The organism is Pseudomonas sp. ES4, assembly GCF_050586665.1.
GTDB classification, from domain to species: Bacteria; Pseudomonadota; Gammaproteobacteria; order Pseudomonadales; family Pseudomonadaceae; genus Aquipseudomonas; species Aquipseudomonas frederiksbergensis.
The window spans coordinates 1-18,304 of the sequence record NZ_JBOBDO010000009.1 but is presented as its reverse complement, the minus strand read 5'-3'; the positions used below and the strand labels follow the sequence as shown (position 1 = coordinate 18,304).

Here is an 18,304-nt window from a genome sequence, read left to right as displayed (position 1 = left end):
ACCCACCTGTTCAGAGGTAATCCGCCATGAGCGTTTTCAACACACCCGAGCCCCCTGTCAAAGCACGGCAAATTGACCTGCTTCCACCGCTGCCAAAACCCGGCGATATCAGAGTCAATAGCATTGATCGGCTCTTGATATCCGGGTTTATCCCCAACCTGCCAGCGGATGAGGGCGTCCACGGCGGTATCAATCGACTCGCGTTCCTGGACGGAAAAGACCAGCCAACAGCGTTGAATGTGGTAATCGACCCATGGCTCAGCATGTCGGAAAAAGATGAATGGATAATTGAAGCGATCTACTCGCCGGGGAGCCCGATCACGCTTGCGAGCGACACTGTCAATGCCTCTCAAGTGGATAATCGGATGTTCCCGACCATCCAAAAGAATCAGTTGCCCGACGGCGTGTGCGATCTGGTGGTCGGCGTACGCAGGATCAGCAATATCGGGGGCGACTACGAACGCTCACCGGCACTGAAAGTACTGATCAAAACCACCCTGCCCGGCGGACCGGACCCGGATGAGAAGGAGCCTTACCATCAGGGGCTGCAACCCATCCAGGTAGAGCAGGATGTCTTGGACAGTGGCCTTACCAAGGACTATCTGGACGAAAACCGCGGGTTGCCCGTCACCATCCCTGCCTACGAGAACATGCGCAAGAATTCCAGCATTTTTATCGTGTGGGGAAGTAGAGATATAGAATTCAAGGTGCCCCTGGTTACTCCCGCCCAGGTTGGCCAGCCCATCAAGTACACGATTCCTGCAAGCGCCCTCAAGGACCTGCCCCCCGTAAATCCTTTGCTGCTCACTTATCGCCTTAAGGATGTGGTGGACAATCACAGCGCTGCCGATGCGCCTCCGATCTTCTTCCTGTTCGACCCCACGCTCGTGCTACTCGAACCCCCCGTTATCGACAAGGCGGATGGCGAACAACAGCTCGACCTTGATGCACTGCTGGGGGAGGACGTCGAAACACATATCTTCTCCTCCAAAGTCAGTTTTGTACCTGGGGACGTGGTGGATCTGAGCTGGCGCGGCGTCAGCGCTGGTGGCCGTCAGGTGCCCGTGGATATGCAATGGAAACCCGAAGCGTCGAGCCGTTCGCACACGTTCATGATTCCCTATGACCGGGTCCACCTGATCGCTCGGGGTTTCGTCAAAGTTGACTATAGACTGACCCAAGCCGCCAAACCCACCACCCCGCGCTACTCACGCACGACCTACGCCAAGATGATCGGCATGCCCCTGAAGCTGGCTGCACCTGTGGTGCCTGAAGCCAAAGGGGGGTCTGTCGCGGTAGACACCGACCCGGCCCACGTGATCGTGAAAAGCCAGCCAGGGGCCATCGTTCTCAACGATGTCGTTTACATTTACTGGTACGTCATGACGGCGATAGGCATAGAGGATTTCTACGCGGCGTCCAGCCCAGTCAGCGCGGAGATGGTGGGCAAGGACATCGAGTTCACCGTCCCCAAAGACCATATTGAAAAATGGGAAGGGGCCAAGGTACTGGTCGAGTACACCGTCCGCCGCACAGACACTGAAGACGTGGGTTCCGAAACCCTGGTGCTGGAAATCGGCGACATCACGGCCCAATTGCTGAAACCGAAAGTCATCGATGCGAAAGACGATGTGTTGATCCCGGAAAATGTACCCAACGGTGCAGCGGTCACCATCGAGCCTTATCCCGGCATGCGTGCCCTGCACATCGTCAGGCTCGACTTCATTGGGGCCAACCAGCAGGACTCCTGGTCGTCACCGCCGATAGAGGTGCAGCCTGAAATGGTGGGCAAAGACATTACGCGAACCGTGCCCTTCGAGAAACTGCTGGCCAATCGAAACAACACCGTCGAGCTGGTCTATACCGTCACCAACCCCTTTACCAAAACCCAACGGGTTTCGGAACGGCTGCGATTGAACATCGGCTCACCGATTCCGAACCCGGACATCACGACAGTCAAGGATGGTAATGGCAGCGACATCCCCCGCAACAGCCAGACATTTGCCACCCGTGCAACGCTGACGGGCACTGCTGGAGTGAGTGTCCCTGTAGAACTGCGCAACCATGGCGTGATTGTCGCCACACCAACCTCCAACGCCGGGAAAACCTGGTCACACACCCTCACCACCCTGGCGCCGGGCTCGTACAGTTTCACCGTGCAGAACCCCGGCACAAACCGGCCCTCCGCCATCTGGGCCTTTGTTGTGCAGGAAGCGCAGACGCCTACCATTACTTCCGTCACGACTGGTGACCGCCAGGTACCCAATAACGGCGCAACCTACTACCAGAGCAACATCATCATTCAAGGCAAGGCAACCCCGAAACAGCAGGTCGACGTCTATGATGGCGACGCCAGTCTCGGACGCTTCCCGGTTGCAGACAACGGCGTGTGGACGGTCCCTGCGCGGTGGTTCGCAGTGACCAGGCATGTCATCACGGCGCGAACCATCGATGGTTCCAAACAATCGCTGCCACACGCTTTCACCGTCCAGCAAGGACTGTTGAAAGACACTGCGGACTTCAATTACAGGGCCTGGCAAGGTTGGGCCTGGGGCGGGGCGGGTGGCGCGAGCGACTTGTCTTTTTACGCGGCTCCCGGAAGGGGCTTTTACGCGCTGAACAACTACACCTATACGATGAGTTCACATAATGTGGTACTGCTAAAGTCCTTCTATAACCTGCAACCCGGGGCCATGTACCGGTACCAATTTGCCGTAGCCCGAATGGATGGCCGTCACGACTATCCGGTGCTTCGCTTGCGTACCAGCACAGGTGCCGCATCGCCTTATCAGACGATTAGCTCCTTTAACTGGCTTGTTCTGGATTTATATTTCACGCCGAACGTTCCTGAGGTAACGCTTTATCTCGACAGCGGCCAGCCCAGTGGCAACGGCAATGATTACGACATGGCCTGGGTCGTTCTGAGCAAAGTGACTTAAGCAGTAAAAACCCGCTGACCGTTAACCGGTCAGCGGGTTTTGTTTTGCCGGGGCGACATTTACGGAACGAGGACTTAAGCCAGCTGACTCCTCAACTGCCGCGCCGCCGCCACCATGTTCACCAACGCCGCCTCAGTCTCCGGCCAAGCCCGGGTCTTCAGCCCGCAATCGGGGTTCACCCACAACCGCTCAGCCGGAATGCGCTTCACGGCTTTGCTCATCAACTTCACCATTTCCGCCGTGTCCGGCACCCGTGGCGAGTGGATGTCATACACGCCCGGCCCGATGTCATTCGGGTAGTCGAAGGCCTCGAAAGCCTCCAGCAATTCCATGTCCGAGCGCGAGGTTTCGATGGTGATCACATCGGCGTCCATCGCCGCAATGGACTGGATCACGTCGTTGAATTCGCTGTAGCACATGTGAGTGTGGATTTGGGTTTCGTCCCGCACACCGGAGGCGCTCAAGCGGAACGCTTCTACCGCCCAGTCGAGGTATTCCTGCCATTGCGCACGGCGCAGCGGCAAGCCTTCACGGAAGGCGGCTTCGTCGATCTGCACGATCTTGATACCGGCAGCTTCCAGGTCCACCACTTCGTCACGCAGGGCCAGCGCCAGTTGCTGCGCCTGGATTTTGCGCGAGACGTCTTCACGCGGGAACGACCACATCAGCATGGTCACGGGACCGGTGAGCATGCCTTTCATGACCTTGTCGGTCAGGCTTTGCGCATAGGTGATCCAGTCGACCGTCATGGCGTTCGGCCGACTCAGGTCACCATAGATGATCGCCGGTTTCACACAGCGCGAACCGTAGCTTTGCACCCAGCCGAAACGGGTGAACAGGTAGCCGTCCAGTTGCTCGGCGAAGTACTCGACCATGTCGTTGCGTTCGGCTTCACCGTGAACCAGCACGTCCAGCCCCAGGCGTTCCTGGACTTGCACGGCGTGACGGATTTCGCTGTGCATGGCGTCGGTGTAATCGTTGGCTGACAGCTTGCCTTGCTTGAACGCTTGGCGTGCCAGACGAATCGAACCGGTTTGCGGGAAGGAACCGATGGTGGTGGTCGGGAAGGCCGGCAGTTTCAATCGCGCACGTTGCTGCTCGATGCGTTTGGCGAACGGCGAATGGCGTTGGCTGTCCTTGTCACTGATGGCGTTTATCCGTGCCTGTACTTCGGCTTTATGGATACGCGGCGATTCGGCGCGACTGGCTTGAATGGCACGGCTTTCGGCGAGTGCGGCTTGCACCTTGGGTGACTGCGGGTCGTTCAGGGCATCGCGCAGCACGGCGATTTCACCGCACTTTTGTACGGCGAAGGCCAGCCAGCTTTTCAGTTCCGGGTCGAGTTTGTCTTCGCGATCCAGATCCACCGGGCTGTGCAGCAACGAGCAGGAACTGCTGACCCACAGGTTGTCGCCAAAACGTTCCTGAGCCGGCTGCAACTGAGCGAGCACTTGCTCCAGTTCGCAGCGCCAGACGTTGCGACCATTGACCAGGCCCACCGAGAGAATCTTGTAGGTCGGCAGACGGTCCAGCACCTGGCCGAGTTGATCCGGGGCGCGCACGGCATCGATGTGCAGGCCTTGTACCGGCAGGCTGACCGCCAGGCCGAGGTTGTCTTCCAGACCGCTGAAGTAGGTCGCCACCAGTTTTTTCAGCGGCGAATATTGAAGAATGTGATAGGCGCGCTCGAAGGCGTTTTTCCAGGCCTGTGGCAGGTCAAGGGTCAGGATCGGTTCGTCGATCTGCACCCATTCCACGCCCTGAGCGGCGAGGCGGCCGAGGATTTCGCCGTAGATCGGCAGCAGGCGTTCCAACAGGTCGAGTTTGTCGAAGTCATTGCCTTTGGCTTTGCCCAGCCACAGGTAAGTCAGTGGACCGATGATCACCGGTTTGACGCTATGGCCGAGGGCCTTTGCCTCGTCGACTTCGTCGAACAGCTGTTCCCAGCTCAGTTTGAATTGTTGATCAGCGCTGAACTCCGGGACCAGGTAGTGGTAGTTGGTGTCGAACCACTTGGTCAGTTCCTGGGCGTATTGCGCTTTGCTGTGTTCGCCGCCGCAGCAGGCCGTCGTGGCGCCACGGGCCATGGCGAACAGGGTGTCGAGGGTCGGCAGGCCGCGCGAGTCCTTGGCGCTGTCGAAACGCTCGGGGATCACACCGAAGGTCAAGGAATGGGTGAGGACCTGGTCGTACCAGGCGAAGTCGCCCACGGGCAGCAGGTCGATGCCGGCGTCTTTCTGCAATTGCCAATGGGTGGCGCGCAATTGACGGCCGACGCTTTTCAGCGCGTCCTGATCCAGATCGCCCTTCCAGTAGGATTCGAGGGCTTTTTTCAGTTCGCGGTCAGCGCCGATGCGCGGGAAACCCAGTGTGTGTGCCAAGGCCATGTGAAATTGCTCCCTCTAAAAGTTGCTGTAAAACATGGCGCTATTGTCGACAGCTAACCCAACATGAGACAAACTCAACCTTTTCGTGTTGATCACAAGTTTTCCTCATGGAGCCCCCGGTGCTTGAAATCCGTCACCTGAAGACCCTGCACGCCTTGCGCGAAGCCGACAGCCTGGTGGATGCGGCCGACCGCTTGCACCTGACGCAGTCCGCCCTGTCCCATCAGTTCAAGGAACTTGAGGAACGGCTGGGGATGCCGTTGTTCGTGCGCAAGACCAAACCGGTGCGCTTCACCAGCGCCGGTTTGCGCCTGCTGCAACTGGCCGACGCCACCCTGCCGTTGCTGCGCGGCGCCGAGCGCGATATCGCGCGGCTGGCCGGTGGCACTGCCGGGCGTTTGCACATGGCGATCGAGTGCCACAGTTGCTTTCAGTGGCTGATGCCGACCATCGACCAGTTCCGCGATGCCTGGCCGGAAGTCGAACTGGACCTTGCCTCAGGATTTTCCTTTGCCCCGCTGCCTGCGCTGGCCCGTGGCGATCTGGATCTGGTGGTGACCTCCGACCCGCTGGAACTGGCCGGGATCACTTACGTGCCGTTGTTCACCTATGAAGCGATGCTCGCGGTCGCCAATCAGCACCGCTTGGCGAACAAGGCCTACATCGTCCCGGAAGATTTGCTCACCGAAACGCTGATCACCTACCCGGTGGAGCGTGATCGGCTGGACATCTTCACCCGTTTCCTCGAGCCGGCCGACATCGAACCGGCGCAGGTCCGCACGTCGGAACTGACGGTGATGATGATGCAATTGGTGGCCAGCGGTCGCGGTGTGTGCGGCATGCCCCATTGGGCGCTGCATGAATACAGCTCACGGGGTTATGTGAAGGCCAAGCGGCTGGGCGAGAAAGGTTTGTTTGCGACGCTGTACGCCGGGATTCGCGCCGACATGCTGGATGCGCCGTACATGCGCGACTTCCTGCTGACGGCCAAGGACACGTCGTTCTCGACACTGGACGGCGTCAGCGCCGTTAAATAGCACACCCTCCCCTACCGATCGTTCCCACGCTCCGCGTGGGAATGCAGCCCGGGACGCTCCGCGTCCCTTCAAGGGCCGAACGCAGAGCGTCCGTTGAGGCATTCCCACGCGGAGCGTGGGAATGATCATGTTTGTGATCCCCAGATTCAGAGTTCACGCCACATGTGGATTTTGTCGAAGTAGTCTTCGCCAACGCGCACCGCCAGCGGTTCCAGGCCAAACTGGATGAAACCGCAACGCTGGTACAACTTGAACGCGGCGTCATTACCAGCGGTGACGGTCAGCTGGATCAGCCTCAGAGCTTTATGCTCCTGCGCTTCAGCCAGGGCAGCCTGCACCAGCTGATATCCGACCCCGCGCTGCCGGACCTTGCCCGACACGTACATGCCGAACAATGTCGACTTGTGCCGGGCCTTTTCCCGGGGTTCGAAGGCCAGGCCGACGATGCCCGCCAACTCACCGCCTTCGAACGCGCCGAACACCACGTCCAGCTTGCTGGTAAGGCGTGATTCCCACCAACTCAATGGCATCACAGCACGTTCGCGCACGCTGGAGGTAAACGCCTGGGGATGCAGGTCATACGCTTCGAGCATCAGCGCCCGATAGTCCAGGGCATGACTGGCATCAAGCCGTTCAATCCACATGTTCAAGCCATCCGTCGTTGTTCCAGCATCAGTCGCACCGCCAGCGCCGACAGCACGAACCCCATGAAATAGCGCTGCACGGCCAGCCAGGACGGGTTGTTGACGAACCAGGAGGCAATGCCCGCGGCGAACAGCGCGATCAGCAGATTGACGCTGAAACTGACGCTGATCTGCGTCAGACCCAGCATGATGCTTTGAGTGAACACCGAGCCATGCTCAGGCGTAATGAACTGCGGAAACACCGACAAATAAAACACGGCGATCTTCGGGTTCAGGGCACTGGTCAGAAAGCCCATGGTGATCAGTTTGCGCGACGAGTCCGGCGGCAACTGCTGCGCCTCGAACGGTGAACGCGCCCCCGGTTTGACGGCTTGCCAGGCCAACCACATCAGGTACAGCGCACCGGCCCACTTCAGCATTTCGTAGGCCATCGGCACCGCCAGAAACACCGCGGTCAAACCGGCAGCCGCCGCGAACAGGTGCACGAAAAACCCCGCGACCACACCCAGCAACGACGTCACACCGGCCTTGCGCCCCTGGCAAATCGAACGGGAGATCAGGTAGATCATGTTTGGCCCCGGCGTCAGCACCATCAGCAACGCGGCAGCGGCGAAAATCAGCAAGTCTTGAAGCGGGATCATGGGCAAGTCCTTTTAGTCCAGAAATGATCAAGCGATCGCGGTTAACGAGGCTCGATAAAACGGCAGGATCAGGTCCCGTGTCAATGGCGCCAGCGTGAGATTGCCGTCAGTGGCCGGGTCGATCCAGCGCACCTCTTCGATCTCGGCCGCCGGCGATACGTCCGAGTCGATGGTCAGCTGAAAGAGTTCGGCCTGGACGGTAAAACCCGGCTCATTGGCGGCCGGTGCCGAGAATTGCCCGAGATAAGTGGCGTGCGCCGGATCGATGACCAACCCCAATTCTTCTTCCAGTTCACGGGCCAGCGCGTGCACCGGTTGCTCATGGGCTTCGATCTTGCCCCCCGGCTGCATGAACGCTTCGGTGCCGCGCTTGCGGACCAACAACGTGCGACCATGCGGGCCGATCAACAGGGCAGCGGCGATGCGGATGAGATGGGGTGAAGCAGTGGCTGAAAGGGTCATGGATCAGGATTGTCCTTGGCAAAAGACGCAAGGATCACATGGCTGCCGCTGCCTCGTCACGCCGAAAAAACTGCTTCAAAGCACCACTGGCCCCTGTGGGAGGAGGCTCGCTCCCACAGGTTTTTTTGTAACGTCTGGAAAAACTAACCCACCTCGAGAATCGCGCCGTTCACTTCTTCCGGCACCTTCACGAAAATGCTGTATTTCGCGCCTTCCATCGCTTCGAAGGCGATCAACTTCTCCACCAATGGCCCATTCAACACCTTGCCGGCATTGAGCAGCAGCATGCCGTTGTCGGCATTGAGGTTGCGCGCCAGGATCATGCCCGCCGCCACTTCCCGTGTGGTCAGTACCTTGACCGACGGATCGGCCAACGAGACATCGCTCAGGTACGCGGCACAGACCTGGATGAAATCCTCCACCAGCTCGGGATCGTAGAGTCGCCCGGCATAGCTGCGGATGTAGACCAGCGCCTCATCGCTGTTCATCTGCCGCTCGAGAATCAGCCCGCGCTGCAACTCGATGAAATCCACCGCCAGTTTCAACAGCCGCGAACCGAACGGAATCGCCTCGCCCTTGAGCCGGTCGGGGAAGCCGCTGCCGTCCCAGCGCTCCTGATGATGAAGAATCAGGCGGGCGGCGTCCTTCATCGGGTCGAGCGTCATCAACAGCGATTCACTCTGCTTGGGATAACCGCGATAGCGTTCCCGATCGCTGTGATGCAGCAGGTCCGCGGGCGCGGTCATCATGCTGTCGGTCCAGCTCAGCTTGCCAATGTTGTAGAGCGCCGCGGCCATGGTCAGGTCGCGACTGGTGCCCTCGTCCAGGCCATGAAGTTTGCAATACACCCGCACCAGCTCGATGATCTGGCGGTTGGTCTGTTTGGCCGGCGGCAGGCGCAGGTTGGCCAGCAGCGAGAACACCTCGGTGCCGGTGACATAGCTGTGCTTGAGTTCTTCGTAGGCCAGGTCGAGCATGTCGGCGGTCTGCTGGAGTTCGGCAGTGCGGGCGGCGACGTGTTTTTCCAGGGTGGTATTGAGCGACTTCAACTGGTCGTTCTGCACCCGGGTCAACTGCTCCAGGCGCTGGCGTTCGCGCTCGGAATGTTGATGAGCCAGGGCCTGGCGCAAGGTCAGGAGCATTTCCTCGTCGTTCCAGGGTTTGCTGATGTAGCGGTGAATCTTCCCTTCGTTGATCGCCTTGATGATCGTCGGCATGTCCGCGTAGCCGGTGAGCAGAATCCGGGTAGTCGCCGGGTATAGCTGATGGATGCGGGCCAACAGCGTGGCGCCATCCATATTGGGCATGCGGGCGTCCGTCATCACCAGCTCAATGGAATGTTGCTCCATGATCTCCAGCGCCTGGGCACCGCTGGTGGCCAGCAGCAACTCGTAGGGCTGGCCGCGTAACAGGCGACGCAGGCTGTTGAGAATTGACTCCTCGTCATCGACCAGCAGCACCTTGGGTTTATCGTTCAGTGTCGTGGGGAGTTGCTCTTCCATGGCGTTACCTCAAGTGAAACGGGCAGATCGTTGTGGCAGGCCCCGAGGCAAACATCCCCTATTGCCGGAGCCTGACCTACAGGCTAGATGATTTTCCGCCCGCCAACCGAAATGATTCGGCTCATTGAGTTGCGCGAAATGCAGGACAGGCGACTATGCTCAGCTGACTCGGATCCATAATCTGTGCGTTCGGCCAGGTGATCAGGGAAAGGAAGCCCCGTATGAGAAAACCGCATCAAGCTGCCGCCGGTACTGGCGTATGTCGATAAATACGCTGCTGGCGCGGACCAATCGACGAATTCTTATCGTCGACGACACAGCCTCGATTCATGCGGACTACACCAAGATCCTCAGCCCGCCATCGATCGATGACGACAGCCTGATCAGCGCTGAAAATGCCCTGTTCGGCACTCCTGCGGCGCAATCGCTGCAGAGCTTCGTGCTCGACTCGGCGTTTCAGGGCCTCGAAGCCCTGGACAAGGTCGAGACGGCACTGGCCAACGACATGCCTTACGCGATGGCCTTCATCGACATGCGCATGCCGCCGGGCTGGGACGGGCTGCAAACCATCGAACGGCTGTGGCAGGTCGATCCCAAGCTGCAAGTGGCGCTTTGCACCGCTTATTCCGACTATTCCTGGGAAGACATCGACGACCGCCTGGAACTGGGCGATCGCCTGCTGATTCTGAAAAAACCCTTCGATGCCATCGAAATTCGCCAGATGGCCAGCGCATTGACGGCCAAGTGGCAAATGACCGAAGACGCAGAGCTGAAGATGTCGCTGCTCGAACAGGCGGTCGAAGAGCGCACCCGAGAGCTGTCCGACGCCAACATCATCGTGCAGAACAGCCCGACCATTCTGTATCGGTTGCGCGGCGAGCCGTCGTTTCCGTTGATGTATATCTCGCACAACATCACCAAATACGGTCATGTCGCGGCGCAACTGGTCGCTTCGGCCAACTGGGCCCAGGAACTCATCCATACCGATGATCAAAGCAAGGTCGACACTGCCATGGCCCGGGTTCTGGACCGGCATGCGGCAGGCGCTTCCATCGAGTTCCGGATGCGCACTGGCGAAGGAGCCTGGCGCTGGGTCGAAAACCGCTACATCCCGGTGCGCGACGATGAAGGCCGGTTGCTGGAAGTCGAAGGCATCATCATCGACATCACCGAACGTAAACTGGCCGAAGAGAAAATCGCCCTGTTGGCCCGTACCGACGGGCTGACCGGGCTGGCCAACCGTGCGACGCTGATCGAGCGCTTGCACCAGGCATTCGCCTCGGCGCGTCGGGGGGCGGCTCCGTTCGCCATGTTTTACCTGGACCTGGATCACTTCAAACGCATCAACGATACCCTCGGTCACCCGGTGGGCGATCTGTTGTTGCAAGAGGTTGCGCGCCGGATCAAGGACTGTGTGCGCGAAAACGATGTGGTCGCCCGCCTCGGCGGTGACGAGTTCGCGATCTTGCAGCTGGACGTCAGCGACCCGACCCAATCCGCGGCCCTGGCCGCCAAGATCCGCGACACGCTGGTACTGCCCTATTCCCTGGACGGCAATGATGTGCGGGTTTCGGTCAGTATCGGCATCAGCAGTTACACCCCGGCAAGCACCAGCGCCGACGGTCTGCTGACCCAGGCCGACATGGCGCTGTATCGCTCCAAGGAAAAGGGTCGCAACCAGTACCACTTCCACTCGGAGGAGATCAATCAGGAAGTGGTCGAACGCATGACCATCGCCAGCGACCTGAGAACGGCCATCGAACACGACGAACTCGAACTGCATTACTGGCCGGAAGTGGACCTGAGCAGCGGCAAGATCCTCGGCATGGAAGCGCAGGTCAGCTGGAACCACCCGGAGCGCGGTTTGCTGGAAGCCCCGGCGTTCCTGCCCGCGGCGGAAAAGACCGGCACCATCGTCGCGCTCGGTCACTGGGTCCTGGATCATGCCTGCCAGCAAATGCGTCAATGGCGCGATGAAGGCATGGCGCCGCCGGTGATTGCGATCAAGCTGTCCCTGGCCCAACTCAAGAGTGGTCCCGAACTGATCTATGACGTGTTGCGCACCACTGCACGCTGGGAACTCTGCCCCTGGGACCTGCGCTTCGATGTCACGGAAGCGACGCTGGCCCAGACCAAATGGACGCACAACGATGTGCTGCCGCGCCTGCGTGAACTGGGGGTGAAGATCGCCATCGACGACTTCGGCACCGAGTACTCCTCGTTCGACTACCTCAAGACCTATCAGGTCAATCACCTGAAACTCGCCCAGGCCTTCATCGACACCGCGGCCCGCGATCCGGCCAGTGCGAACACTTTGCGCGCCATCATCAACTTCGCCCGTGATGTCGGGATCGGCATCATTGCCGAGGGCGTCGAAACCCAGGAGCAGCGCAGCTCGCTGATGGCCACCGGTTCACCGATGAACGCCCAGGGTTACTTCTTCAGCAAAGCGGTCAGCAGCCAGCAGGCCGCCGAGCTGCTGAAGGCCGGCAGCATCGTGCCCCCCAGCCATGACATCGGGCCGATTCTGGACAACATGCCACGCCTCACGGAGGACAAAGGATGAAATCGCCTTTCGTGCGGACCAACCGGCGCATCCTGGTCATCGACGACACGCCCTCGATTCATGAAGACTTTCGCAAGATTCTTGGGCCTGAGGCCGATGACGAAAAGACCCTGGCCGGCACTGAAGAAGCCCTCTTCGGCACCGTGCAGCTGGATCGGCTGACGTTCCAGCTCGACTCGGCCTATCAAGGCCAGGAAGCCCTCGAACTGGTCACGCGCGCACGGGCCGAAGGTCGCCCCTATGCCATGGCGTTCACCGACATGCGCATGCCACCGGGCTGGGACGGCCTGGAAACCATCGAACAACTGTGGAAGGCCGACCCTCACCTGCAAATCGCGTTGTGCACCGCTTTTTCCGATTACACCTGGGAAGACATGGCCGAACGACTGGAATTCGGCGACCAGTTGCTGGTGCTGAAAAAACCCTTCGACAGCCTGGAAATCCGTCAGATGGCCAGTGCCCTGACCTGGAAATGGCAGATGGCACAGGACGCGGCGATGAAGGTTCTGAGCCTGGAGCAAACCATCGAGGCGCGGGTCCACGAACTGCTCAAGGTGTCGCACCTGTTGCAGTACGACGTACTGACCGAGCTGCCCAACAGCACGTTGCTCGGTGACCGGTTGAACCAGTCCCTGGCCCTGTCCCGGCGCCATGACAAACAACTGGCCGTGATGTTTCTGGGCCTCGATCGCTTCAAGCGCATCAACAATGCCCTGGGTCATCCGGTCGGTGACGAAATGCTTAAACAGGTCGGGCGCAATCTGGTGGCGACGGTGCGCGAGTCCGACTCGGTGTTCCGCTACGGTTCCGATGAATTCGTGGTGATCCTCGCCGACGTCCGCCATCCCCAGCAGACCAAAGGCATCGCCGAAAAACTCTTGAACGCCATCCGCGTGCCGCAGCACATTGCCGGCCACGACCTGAGCGTTACCGCCAGCCTGGGCATCAGCATTTACCCGGACGACGGCTTCGATGCCATCGCGCTGATCAAGAAAGCCGAAACCGCGATGCGCAATGTCAAGGAAACCGGTCCCAACGATTTCAGTTTTTTCATTGACGAGATGAACCAGCGCGCCCGGGATCAGCAAAGCATCGAGAGCGGCATTCGCCTGGCGCTGGAGCGCAACGAATTTGTCCTGCATTACCAGCCCAAACTGGACCTGGGCAGTGGCCAGGTGGTCGGGGCCGAGGCGCTGATTCGCTGGCAAAAACCGGGGCACGGCCTGGTCTACCCCTCGGAGTTCATCAGTGTGGCCGAAGACAGCGGCTTGATCGTGCCGTTGAGCAAATGGGTGCTGGCCGAGGCGTGTCGCCAAAGCTGCGCCTGGCAGGCCGCGGGGCTGCCGAAGATCTGCATGTCGGTGAACATGTCGGCCATCGACTTCCGTCAGCGGGACTTTATCGACGGCATCGAACAGACACTCAAACAAACAGGCCTGGACCCGGCCTTGCTTGAGCTGGAAATCACCGAAGGCGTGTTGATGCAGAACGTCGAATCCACGGTGAACGCCCTGACCCGGCTCAAGGAGATGGGTGTGCGGCTGGCCATCGATGACTTCGGTACCGGTTATTCCAGCCTGAGCTACTTGCGGCGTTTTCCCATCGATGTGCTGAAAATCGACCAGTCGTTCATTCGCGGTTTAAGCAACGACAGCAGCGACGCCGCGCTGGTCAGCGCCATCATCAGCCTGGGCCGGAGCCTCAAGCTGACCATCATTGCCGAAGGGGTGGAAACCCTCGAACAACTGGATTTCCTCAAGGCCCATCGATGCGAAGAAGGCCAGGGTTTCTATTTCAGCAAAGCCGTCGAACCCGATGCCTTCGTCCGGTATCTGGGGTCGGTGAAGCCCTCTTCGCCCGCAGCCACGTGAACGATGCGCCACGACACACAGGCCCAAGCCAAGGAATCATCAGATGTCGCCTTTCTTTCACCGTCTGCTATTGGCGCCGTTGTTCGGGCTCTGCCTGAGCGCTGGCGCCGCGCCGCTGGATGAACCGCTCAAACCACTGCCGGCGGTGCCCCAGCAAAATCCGCTGCGGGTCGAACTTGGTCGCCAGTTGTTCAACGAGACACGTTTGTCGGTGAACAATTCCTTGTCCTGCGCCAGTTGCCATCGACTGGAAAACGGCGGTGCCGACAACAAGGCATTTTCCATCGGGTTCAACGGCGTTCCAGTGACGGTCAACACCCCCAGCGTGTTCAACTCCAGCCTGAATTTCCGGCAATTCTGGAACGGCCGCGCCGACACCCTGGAAACCCAAATCCACGAAGTGGTGCAGAGCCCCAGCGAAATGGGCAGCAACTGGGTACACGTGGTGAAAATGCTGTCCGCTGACCCGGCTTACAAGACCTCGTTCAGTAACGCCTACCCCGACGGCGTGACCATGAACAATGCGCAAAATGCCCTGGCCGCCTACGAACGCACGCTGATCAGTGCCAACTCGCGTTTCGACCAATACCTGATGGGCGATACCGACATTCTCACCCGAGAGGAAAAGTACGGTTACCAACGCTTCAAGGAGTACGGCTGCATCGCCTGCCACCAAGGGGTGAACATCGGCGGCAACATGTACCAGAAGTTCGGGGTCATGGGCGATTACTTCCAGAGACGCGGCAATCCCACCGAGTCTGACCTGGGCCGTTACCTGGTCACCAAGGATGACGAAGACCGCAATGTGTTCAAGGTGCCGAGCTTGCGCAATGTCGCCGTGACCGCGCCGTACTTTCATGACGGCTCGGCCAAAACCCTCGAAGAGGCGGTGGACGTGATGTTCAAGTTCCAGCTCGGCCGTGACCCCTCTGACGACGACAAGACCCTGATCATCAAATTCCTCAAGACCTTGACCGGCGAATGGGGAGGCAAGCCCTTATGAACATTTCCCGTCGTCGCAACCTGATGCTGCTTGGTTTGGTAGCCGTGCTGCTGGCCTCGATGTTGCTGTTCCTGTACCTCAAATCCAATTCGAGCCAGACGACGACCTACGCCGAATCCCGGGACCTGATCGGCCGGATCAAACAACTGAACGCGCAGTGGGAGACCGAGATCCTCAAGGCCAGGATTGCCATCAGTCACAACTACGATCCGCTGGTCACACCGCCTACCCAGATGTCGGCGCTATGGGAACGGTTCGACACCATGGAAACCAGCCACGGCCGTAAAGAATCACCTATCTGGCGTGAAAGCCATGCTGCCTACCTCGCCGCCATTCAGGAAAAAACCCGTCTGGTGGAACGGTTCAAATCTCACAATGCGGTGCTGCGCAACTCGCTGGCATTTCTGCCGACCGCAGAAGACGACATTCAAGGGCAACTGGGTCAGGTGGTGGATGGCGACCAACTGCAACTGCAGAACATCGCCACCGACACCTATGACTTGCTGCTCAGCAGCCTGGAGTTCGCTCAGGTCACCTCCGACGACAAGGCCGCCGACATCTTGCTCGGGCTGAACAAACTGGGGGTCAACAAACAGAGGTTGCCGGAGCAGTTCCACAGCCCGATCGATATCTTGAGCAACCACATCGCGCTGATCCTGCGCGAACAACCGGTGGTCAATCGGTTACTGGAGAACATCGAAGCCGTTCCCGTGGCCCAACGCCTGGACGACATTACCAACCTGCTGAACACGGACCAGCAGCAGACCGATGCAATCGACCAGCGCTATCACTTCTACATGTTGTTGTTTTCGGTGCTGCTGGTGTTGCTGCTGGTGTACCTGGCGATTCACCTGATGCGCAGCTTCACGGTGATCAATCGCGTCAACAAAGCCCTGCAAACCGCCAATGAAGACCTGGAACTGCGGGTTGAAGAACGCACCCGCGAACTCAAGGATACCCAGAGCGAACTGCTCGACACCGCACGTCAGGCCGGCATGGCCGAGATTGCCACGAACGTGCTGCACAACGTCGGCAACGTGCTCAACAGCGTGAACATTTCAGCCGACCTGGTGAGCCGCAAACTGCGCGCCAGCAAAACCCAGGGCCTGGGCAAGGCCATGCAACTGATCAACGACCATCAAGGGGACCTCGGTACCTTTCTGACCGAAGACGCAAAAGGCAAGTTGCTACCGGGCTACCTGAACCAACTGGTGGAGGCGATAGCCCTGGAACAACAAGGCATGAGCGACGAACTGGCCCAGCTGACCAAAAGCGTGGACCACATCAAGGACATCGTTGCCACCCAGCAGTCCTACGCGGGCGCCAACAGCCTGATGGAACCGCTGTACATCAGCGAATTGCTGGAGGACGCCCTGCGCATGAACTCCGGCGCCCTGACCCGACACCACGTCACGGTGGTCAAGGAATACGGCGATGTGCCACAGGTCATGGGGGACAAACACCGATTGCTGCTGATCCTGATCAACCTGATCAGCAACGCCAAATACGCCATGTCCGATCTCACCAATCGCCCGCGGCAAATGACCCTGGGGGTCAAAATCGTCGAAGACACGACCCTGCAAGTCAGCGTCAAGGACGACGGCGAAGGCATTGCCGAGGAAAACATGACACGCATCTTTGCCCACGGGTTTACGACCCGCAAGGAAGGCCACGGCTTTGGCCTGCACAGCTGCGCCCTGGCCGCTATCGAAATGAATGGCCACCTCACCGCCCATAGCGACGGACCGGGCAAGGGCGCGCTGTTCACGTTGCAGATCCCGCTGAAAACCGTACCGGAGGAAGCATGAGCGAGCTTTCGAACCGACGCATTCTACTGATCGATGACACCCCGTCGATTCACGTGGACTTCCGCAAGATTCTCACCCCCATGCCGGAGCAGACCGCCGAACTGGACGAGATGGAAGCCGCACTGTTTGGCAACGAAGTGAAATCAACCCGTGCACTGTTCGAGCTGGACTCGGCCTATGGCGGCCAGGAAGGCCTGGGCAAACTGAACGAAGCCTTGCAGCAAAACCACCCCTACGCCCTGGCATTCGTCGATATGCGCATGCCCGAGGGCTGGGACGGTGCGCAAACCATCGAACATTTGTGGCAGGCCGACCCGCGCCTGCAAGTGGTGGTGTGCACCGCCTATTCCGACTATTCCTGGGATGAACTGCTGGACCGCTTGAAAGCGCATGACCGGCTGCTGATTCTGAAAAAACCGTTCGACAACATTGAAGTCCAGCAGATGGCCAATACCTTGCTGACCAAATGGGACATGACCGAACGAGCCAGCGTACAGATGGACCATCTGGGTCAGATGGTCGAGCGCCGAACCCGCCAGCTCACCGACGCCAGCGTCGAATTGCAGCGGGAAATCGACGAGCGCAAACAGCTGGAAACCCAATTGGTGCAATCGGAAAAACTCGCTTCACTGGGGCAACTCGCGGCCGGTGTCGCCCATGAAATCAACAACCCCATCGGCTTCATTTCCTCCAACCTCGGTACCCTGGACGGCTACTTCAAACAGCTGCAGGAAATGCTCGACGCCTATCGGGATGCGGAAGAAGCGATCGGCTCCAGCGAGCTCGTCGAGCGTTTGCACCAACTGCGTGAACGGGTCGAGCTGGAGTTCCTGCGCGAGGACATTCCGCTGCTGATCAAGGAATCCAAGGATGGCATCAACCGGGTCGGGCAGATCGTCAAGGACCTGAAGGACTTCTCCCGGGTGGACTCCAGTCAGGAATGGCAGTGGGCCAACCTGCAACAGGGCATCGAATCGACCTTGAACATTGTGGCCAACGAACTCAAGTACAAGGCCGATGTAATCAAGGAATATCAGGACCTGCCCGACATCGAATGCCTGCCTTCGCAAATCAATCAGGTGATCATGAACCTGATCGTCAACGCCTCTCAGGCCATCGGCCCGGAGCGCGGCACGATTACCTTGCGCACCGGGCTTGAAGCGCAGACGGTGTGGATCGAAGTCGCGGACACCGGCGCCGGCATTGCGCCGCAGTGCCTGCAAAAAATCTTCGACCCGTTCTTCACCACCAAACCGGTGGGCCAGGGGACGGGGCTGGGGTTGTCCCTGTCCTATGGCATCGTGAAAAAACATCGCGGGGAAATTACGGTGCGCAGTGAGGTGGGCGTGGGCACAACCTTCAGGGTTCAGTTGCCCGTGCACCAGACAAAACCAGCCGCCTGAACACAATTCAAACTGTGGGAGCGGGGGGGGTGGGGGGGGGG

At 59.3% G+C, this 18,304-nt stretch carries 12 protein-coding genes; 7 read left to right on the top strand and 5 right to left on the bottom strand.

The features are described 5' to 3' along the window. Positions 1–26: 26 nt before the first annotated feature. Positions 27–2,939, top strand: a complete 2,913-nt coding sequence (locus tag ACQ4OB_RS12460; protein WP_430955763.1) for a hypothetical protein — start codon at positions 27–29, stop codon at positions 2,937–2,939. 74 nt (positions 2,940–3,013) lie between these two features. On the opposite strand, the gene metE is transcribed toward ACQ4OB_RS12460, so the two are convergent. Continuing rightward, the gene (gene metE / locus ACQ4OB_RS12455) at positions 3,014–5,326 is read right to left on the bottom strand and encodes a 5-methyltetrahydropteroyltriglutamate--homocysteine S-methyltransferase (RefSeq protein WP_430955762.1); all 2,313 of its coding nucleotides are present in this window, start codon (positions 5,324–5,326) and stop codon (positions 3,014–3,016) included. A gap of 119 nt (positions 5,327–5,445) precedes the next feature. On the opposite strand from metE, the gene metR reads away from it, so the two are divergent. Continuing rightward, positions 5,446–6,363, top strand: coding sequence for a transcriptional regulator MetR (gene metR, locus ACQ4OB_RS12450; RefSeq protein WP_074874012.1), 918 nt, complete (start codon positions 5,446–5,448; stop codon positions 6,361–6,363). Positions 6,364–6,509: 146 nt separating this feature from the next. Here metR and ACQ4OB_RS12445 read toward each other — a convergent pair whose 3' ends face one another. The 4 genes from ACQ4OB_RS12445 to ACQ4OB_RS12430 all read right to left on the bottom strand — a co-directional run bounded on the left by ACQ4OB_RS12445 (position 6,510) and on the right by ACQ4OB_RS12430 (position 9,612). Continuing rightward, positions 6,510–7,007, bottom strand: a complete 498-nt coding sequence (locus tag ACQ4OB_RS12445) for a GNAT family N-acetyltransferase (protein WP_074874011.1) — start codon at positions 7,005–7,007, stop codon at positions 6,510–6,512. Between the two features lie 2 nt (positions 7,008–7,009). Beyond that, positions 7,010–7,648 (bottom strand): LysE family translocator, encoded by a 639-nt coding sequence (locus tag ACQ4OB_RS12440; protein ID WP_074874010.1) that lies wholly within the window; start codon positions 7,646–7,648, stop codon positions 7,010–7,012. A gap of 27 nt (positions 7,649–7,675) precedes the next feature. Next, the gene (locus ACQ4OB_RS12435) at positions 7,676–8,110 is read right to left on the bottom strand and encodes an NUDIX hydrolase (RefSeq protein ID WP_074874009.1); all 435 of its coding nucleotides are present in this window, start codon (positions 8,108–8,110) and stop codon (positions 7,676–7,678) included. 143 nt (positions 8,111–8,253) lie between these two features. After that, positions 8,254–9,612, bottom strand: a complete 1,359-nt coding sequence (locus tag ACQ4OB_RS12430) for an HD domain-containing phosphohydrolase (RefSeq protein ID WP_430955761.1) — start codon at positions 9,610–9,612, stop codon at positions 8,254–8,256. Positions 9,613–9,871: 259 nt separating this feature from the next. On the opposite strand from ACQ4OB_RS12430, the gene ACQ4OB_RS12425 reads away from it, so the two are divergent. Genes ACQ4OB_RS12425 through ACQ4OB_RS12405 form a run of 5 tightly spaced genes read left to right on the top strand, consistent with a single transcriptional unit; the run spans position 9,872 to position 18,263 of the window. Then, a complete protein-coding gene (locus ACQ4OB_RS12425; RefSeq protein WP_430955760.1) occupies positions 9,872–12,178 on the top strand; it encodes a GGDEF/EAL domain-containing response regulator in 2,307 nt (768 codons plus the stop codon). Next, complete coding sequence (locus tag ACQ4OB_RS12420) at positions 12,175–14,049, top strand: putative bifunctional diguanylate cyclase/phosphodiesterase (protein WP_074874006.1); 1,875 nt, start codon at positions 12,175–12,177, stop codon at positions 14,047–14,049. Before ACQ4OB_RS12425 ends, ACQ4OB_RS12420 begins: the two co-directional genes overlap by 4 nt. A gap of 43 nt (positions 14,050–14,092) precedes the next feature. Further along, positions 14,093–15,052, top strand: coding sequence for a cytochrome-c peroxidase (locus ACQ4OB_RS12415; protein ID WP_076028487.1), 960 nt, complete (start codon positions 14,093–14,095; stop codon positions 15,050–15,052). Then, positions 15,049–16,860, top strand: coding sequence for a DAHL domain-containing protein (locus ACQ4OB_RS12410; protein ID WP_074874004.1), 1,812 nt, complete (start codon positions 15,049–15,051; stop codon positions 16,858–16,860). The genes ACQ4OB_RS12415 and ACQ4OB_RS12410 overlap by 4 nt, the downstream gene beginning before the upstream one ends. After that, positions 16,857–18,263 carry an ATP-binding protein gene (locus ACQ4OB_RS12405; protein WP_102616029.1) on the top strand — a complete coding sequence of 469 codons (1,407 nt, stop codon included), beginning with the start codon at positions 16,857–16,859 and terminating at the stop codon, positions 18,261–18,263. The genes ACQ4OB_RS12410 and ACQ4OB_RS12405 overlap by 4 nt, the downstream gene beginning before the upstream one ends. Positions 18,264–18,304 lie beyond the last annotated feature (41 nt).

Bases quoted from the DNA above. Each gene is read 5' to 3' on its own strand.
- metE (WP_430955762.1), bottom strand. From the start codon at position 5,326: ATGGCCTTGGCACACACACTGGGTTTCCCGCGCATCGGCGCTGACCGC.
- ACQ4OB_RS12405 (WP_102616029.1), top strand. From the start codon at position 16,857: ATGAGCGAGCTTTCGAACCGACGCATTCTACTGATCGATGACACCCCG.
- ACQ4OB_RS12420 (WP_074874006.1), top strand. From the start codon at position 12,175: ATGAAATCGCCTTTCGTGCGGACCAACCGGCGCATCCTGGTCATCGAC.
- ACQ4OB_RS12460 (WP_430955763.1), top strand. From the start codon at position 27: ATGAGCGTTTTCAACACACCCGAGCCCCCTGTCAAAGCACGGCAAATT.
- ACQ4OB_RS12430 (WP_430955761.1), bottom strand. From the start codon at position 9,612: ATGGAAGAGCAACTCCCCACGACACTGAACGATAAACCCAAGGTGCTG.
- ACQ4OB_RS12435 (WP_074874009.1), bottom strand. From the start codon at position 8,110: ATGACCCTTTCAGCCACTGCTTCACCCCATCTCATCCGCATCGCCGCT.
- ACQ4OB_RS12445 (WP_074874011.1), bottom strand. From the start codon at position 7,007: ATGTGGATTGAACGGCTTGATGCCAGTCATGCCCTGGACTATCGGGCG.
- ACQ4OB_RS12440 (WP_074874010.1), bottom strand. From the start codon at position 7,648: ATGATCCCGCTTCAAGACTTGCTGATTTTCGCCGCTGCCGCGTTGCTG.
- ACQ4OB_RS12415 (WP_076028487.1), top strand. From the start codon at position 14,093: ATGTCGCCTTTCTTTCACCGTCTGCTATTGGCGCCGTTGTTCGGGCTC.
- ACQ4OB_RS12425 (WP_430955760.1), top strand. From the start codon at position 9,872: ATGTCGATAAATACGCTGCTGGCGCGGACCAATCGACGAATTCTTATC.
- ACQ4OB_RS12410 (WP_074874004.1), top strand. From the start codon at position 15,049: ATGAACATTTCCCGTCGTCGCAACCTGATGCTGCTTGGTTTGGTAGCC.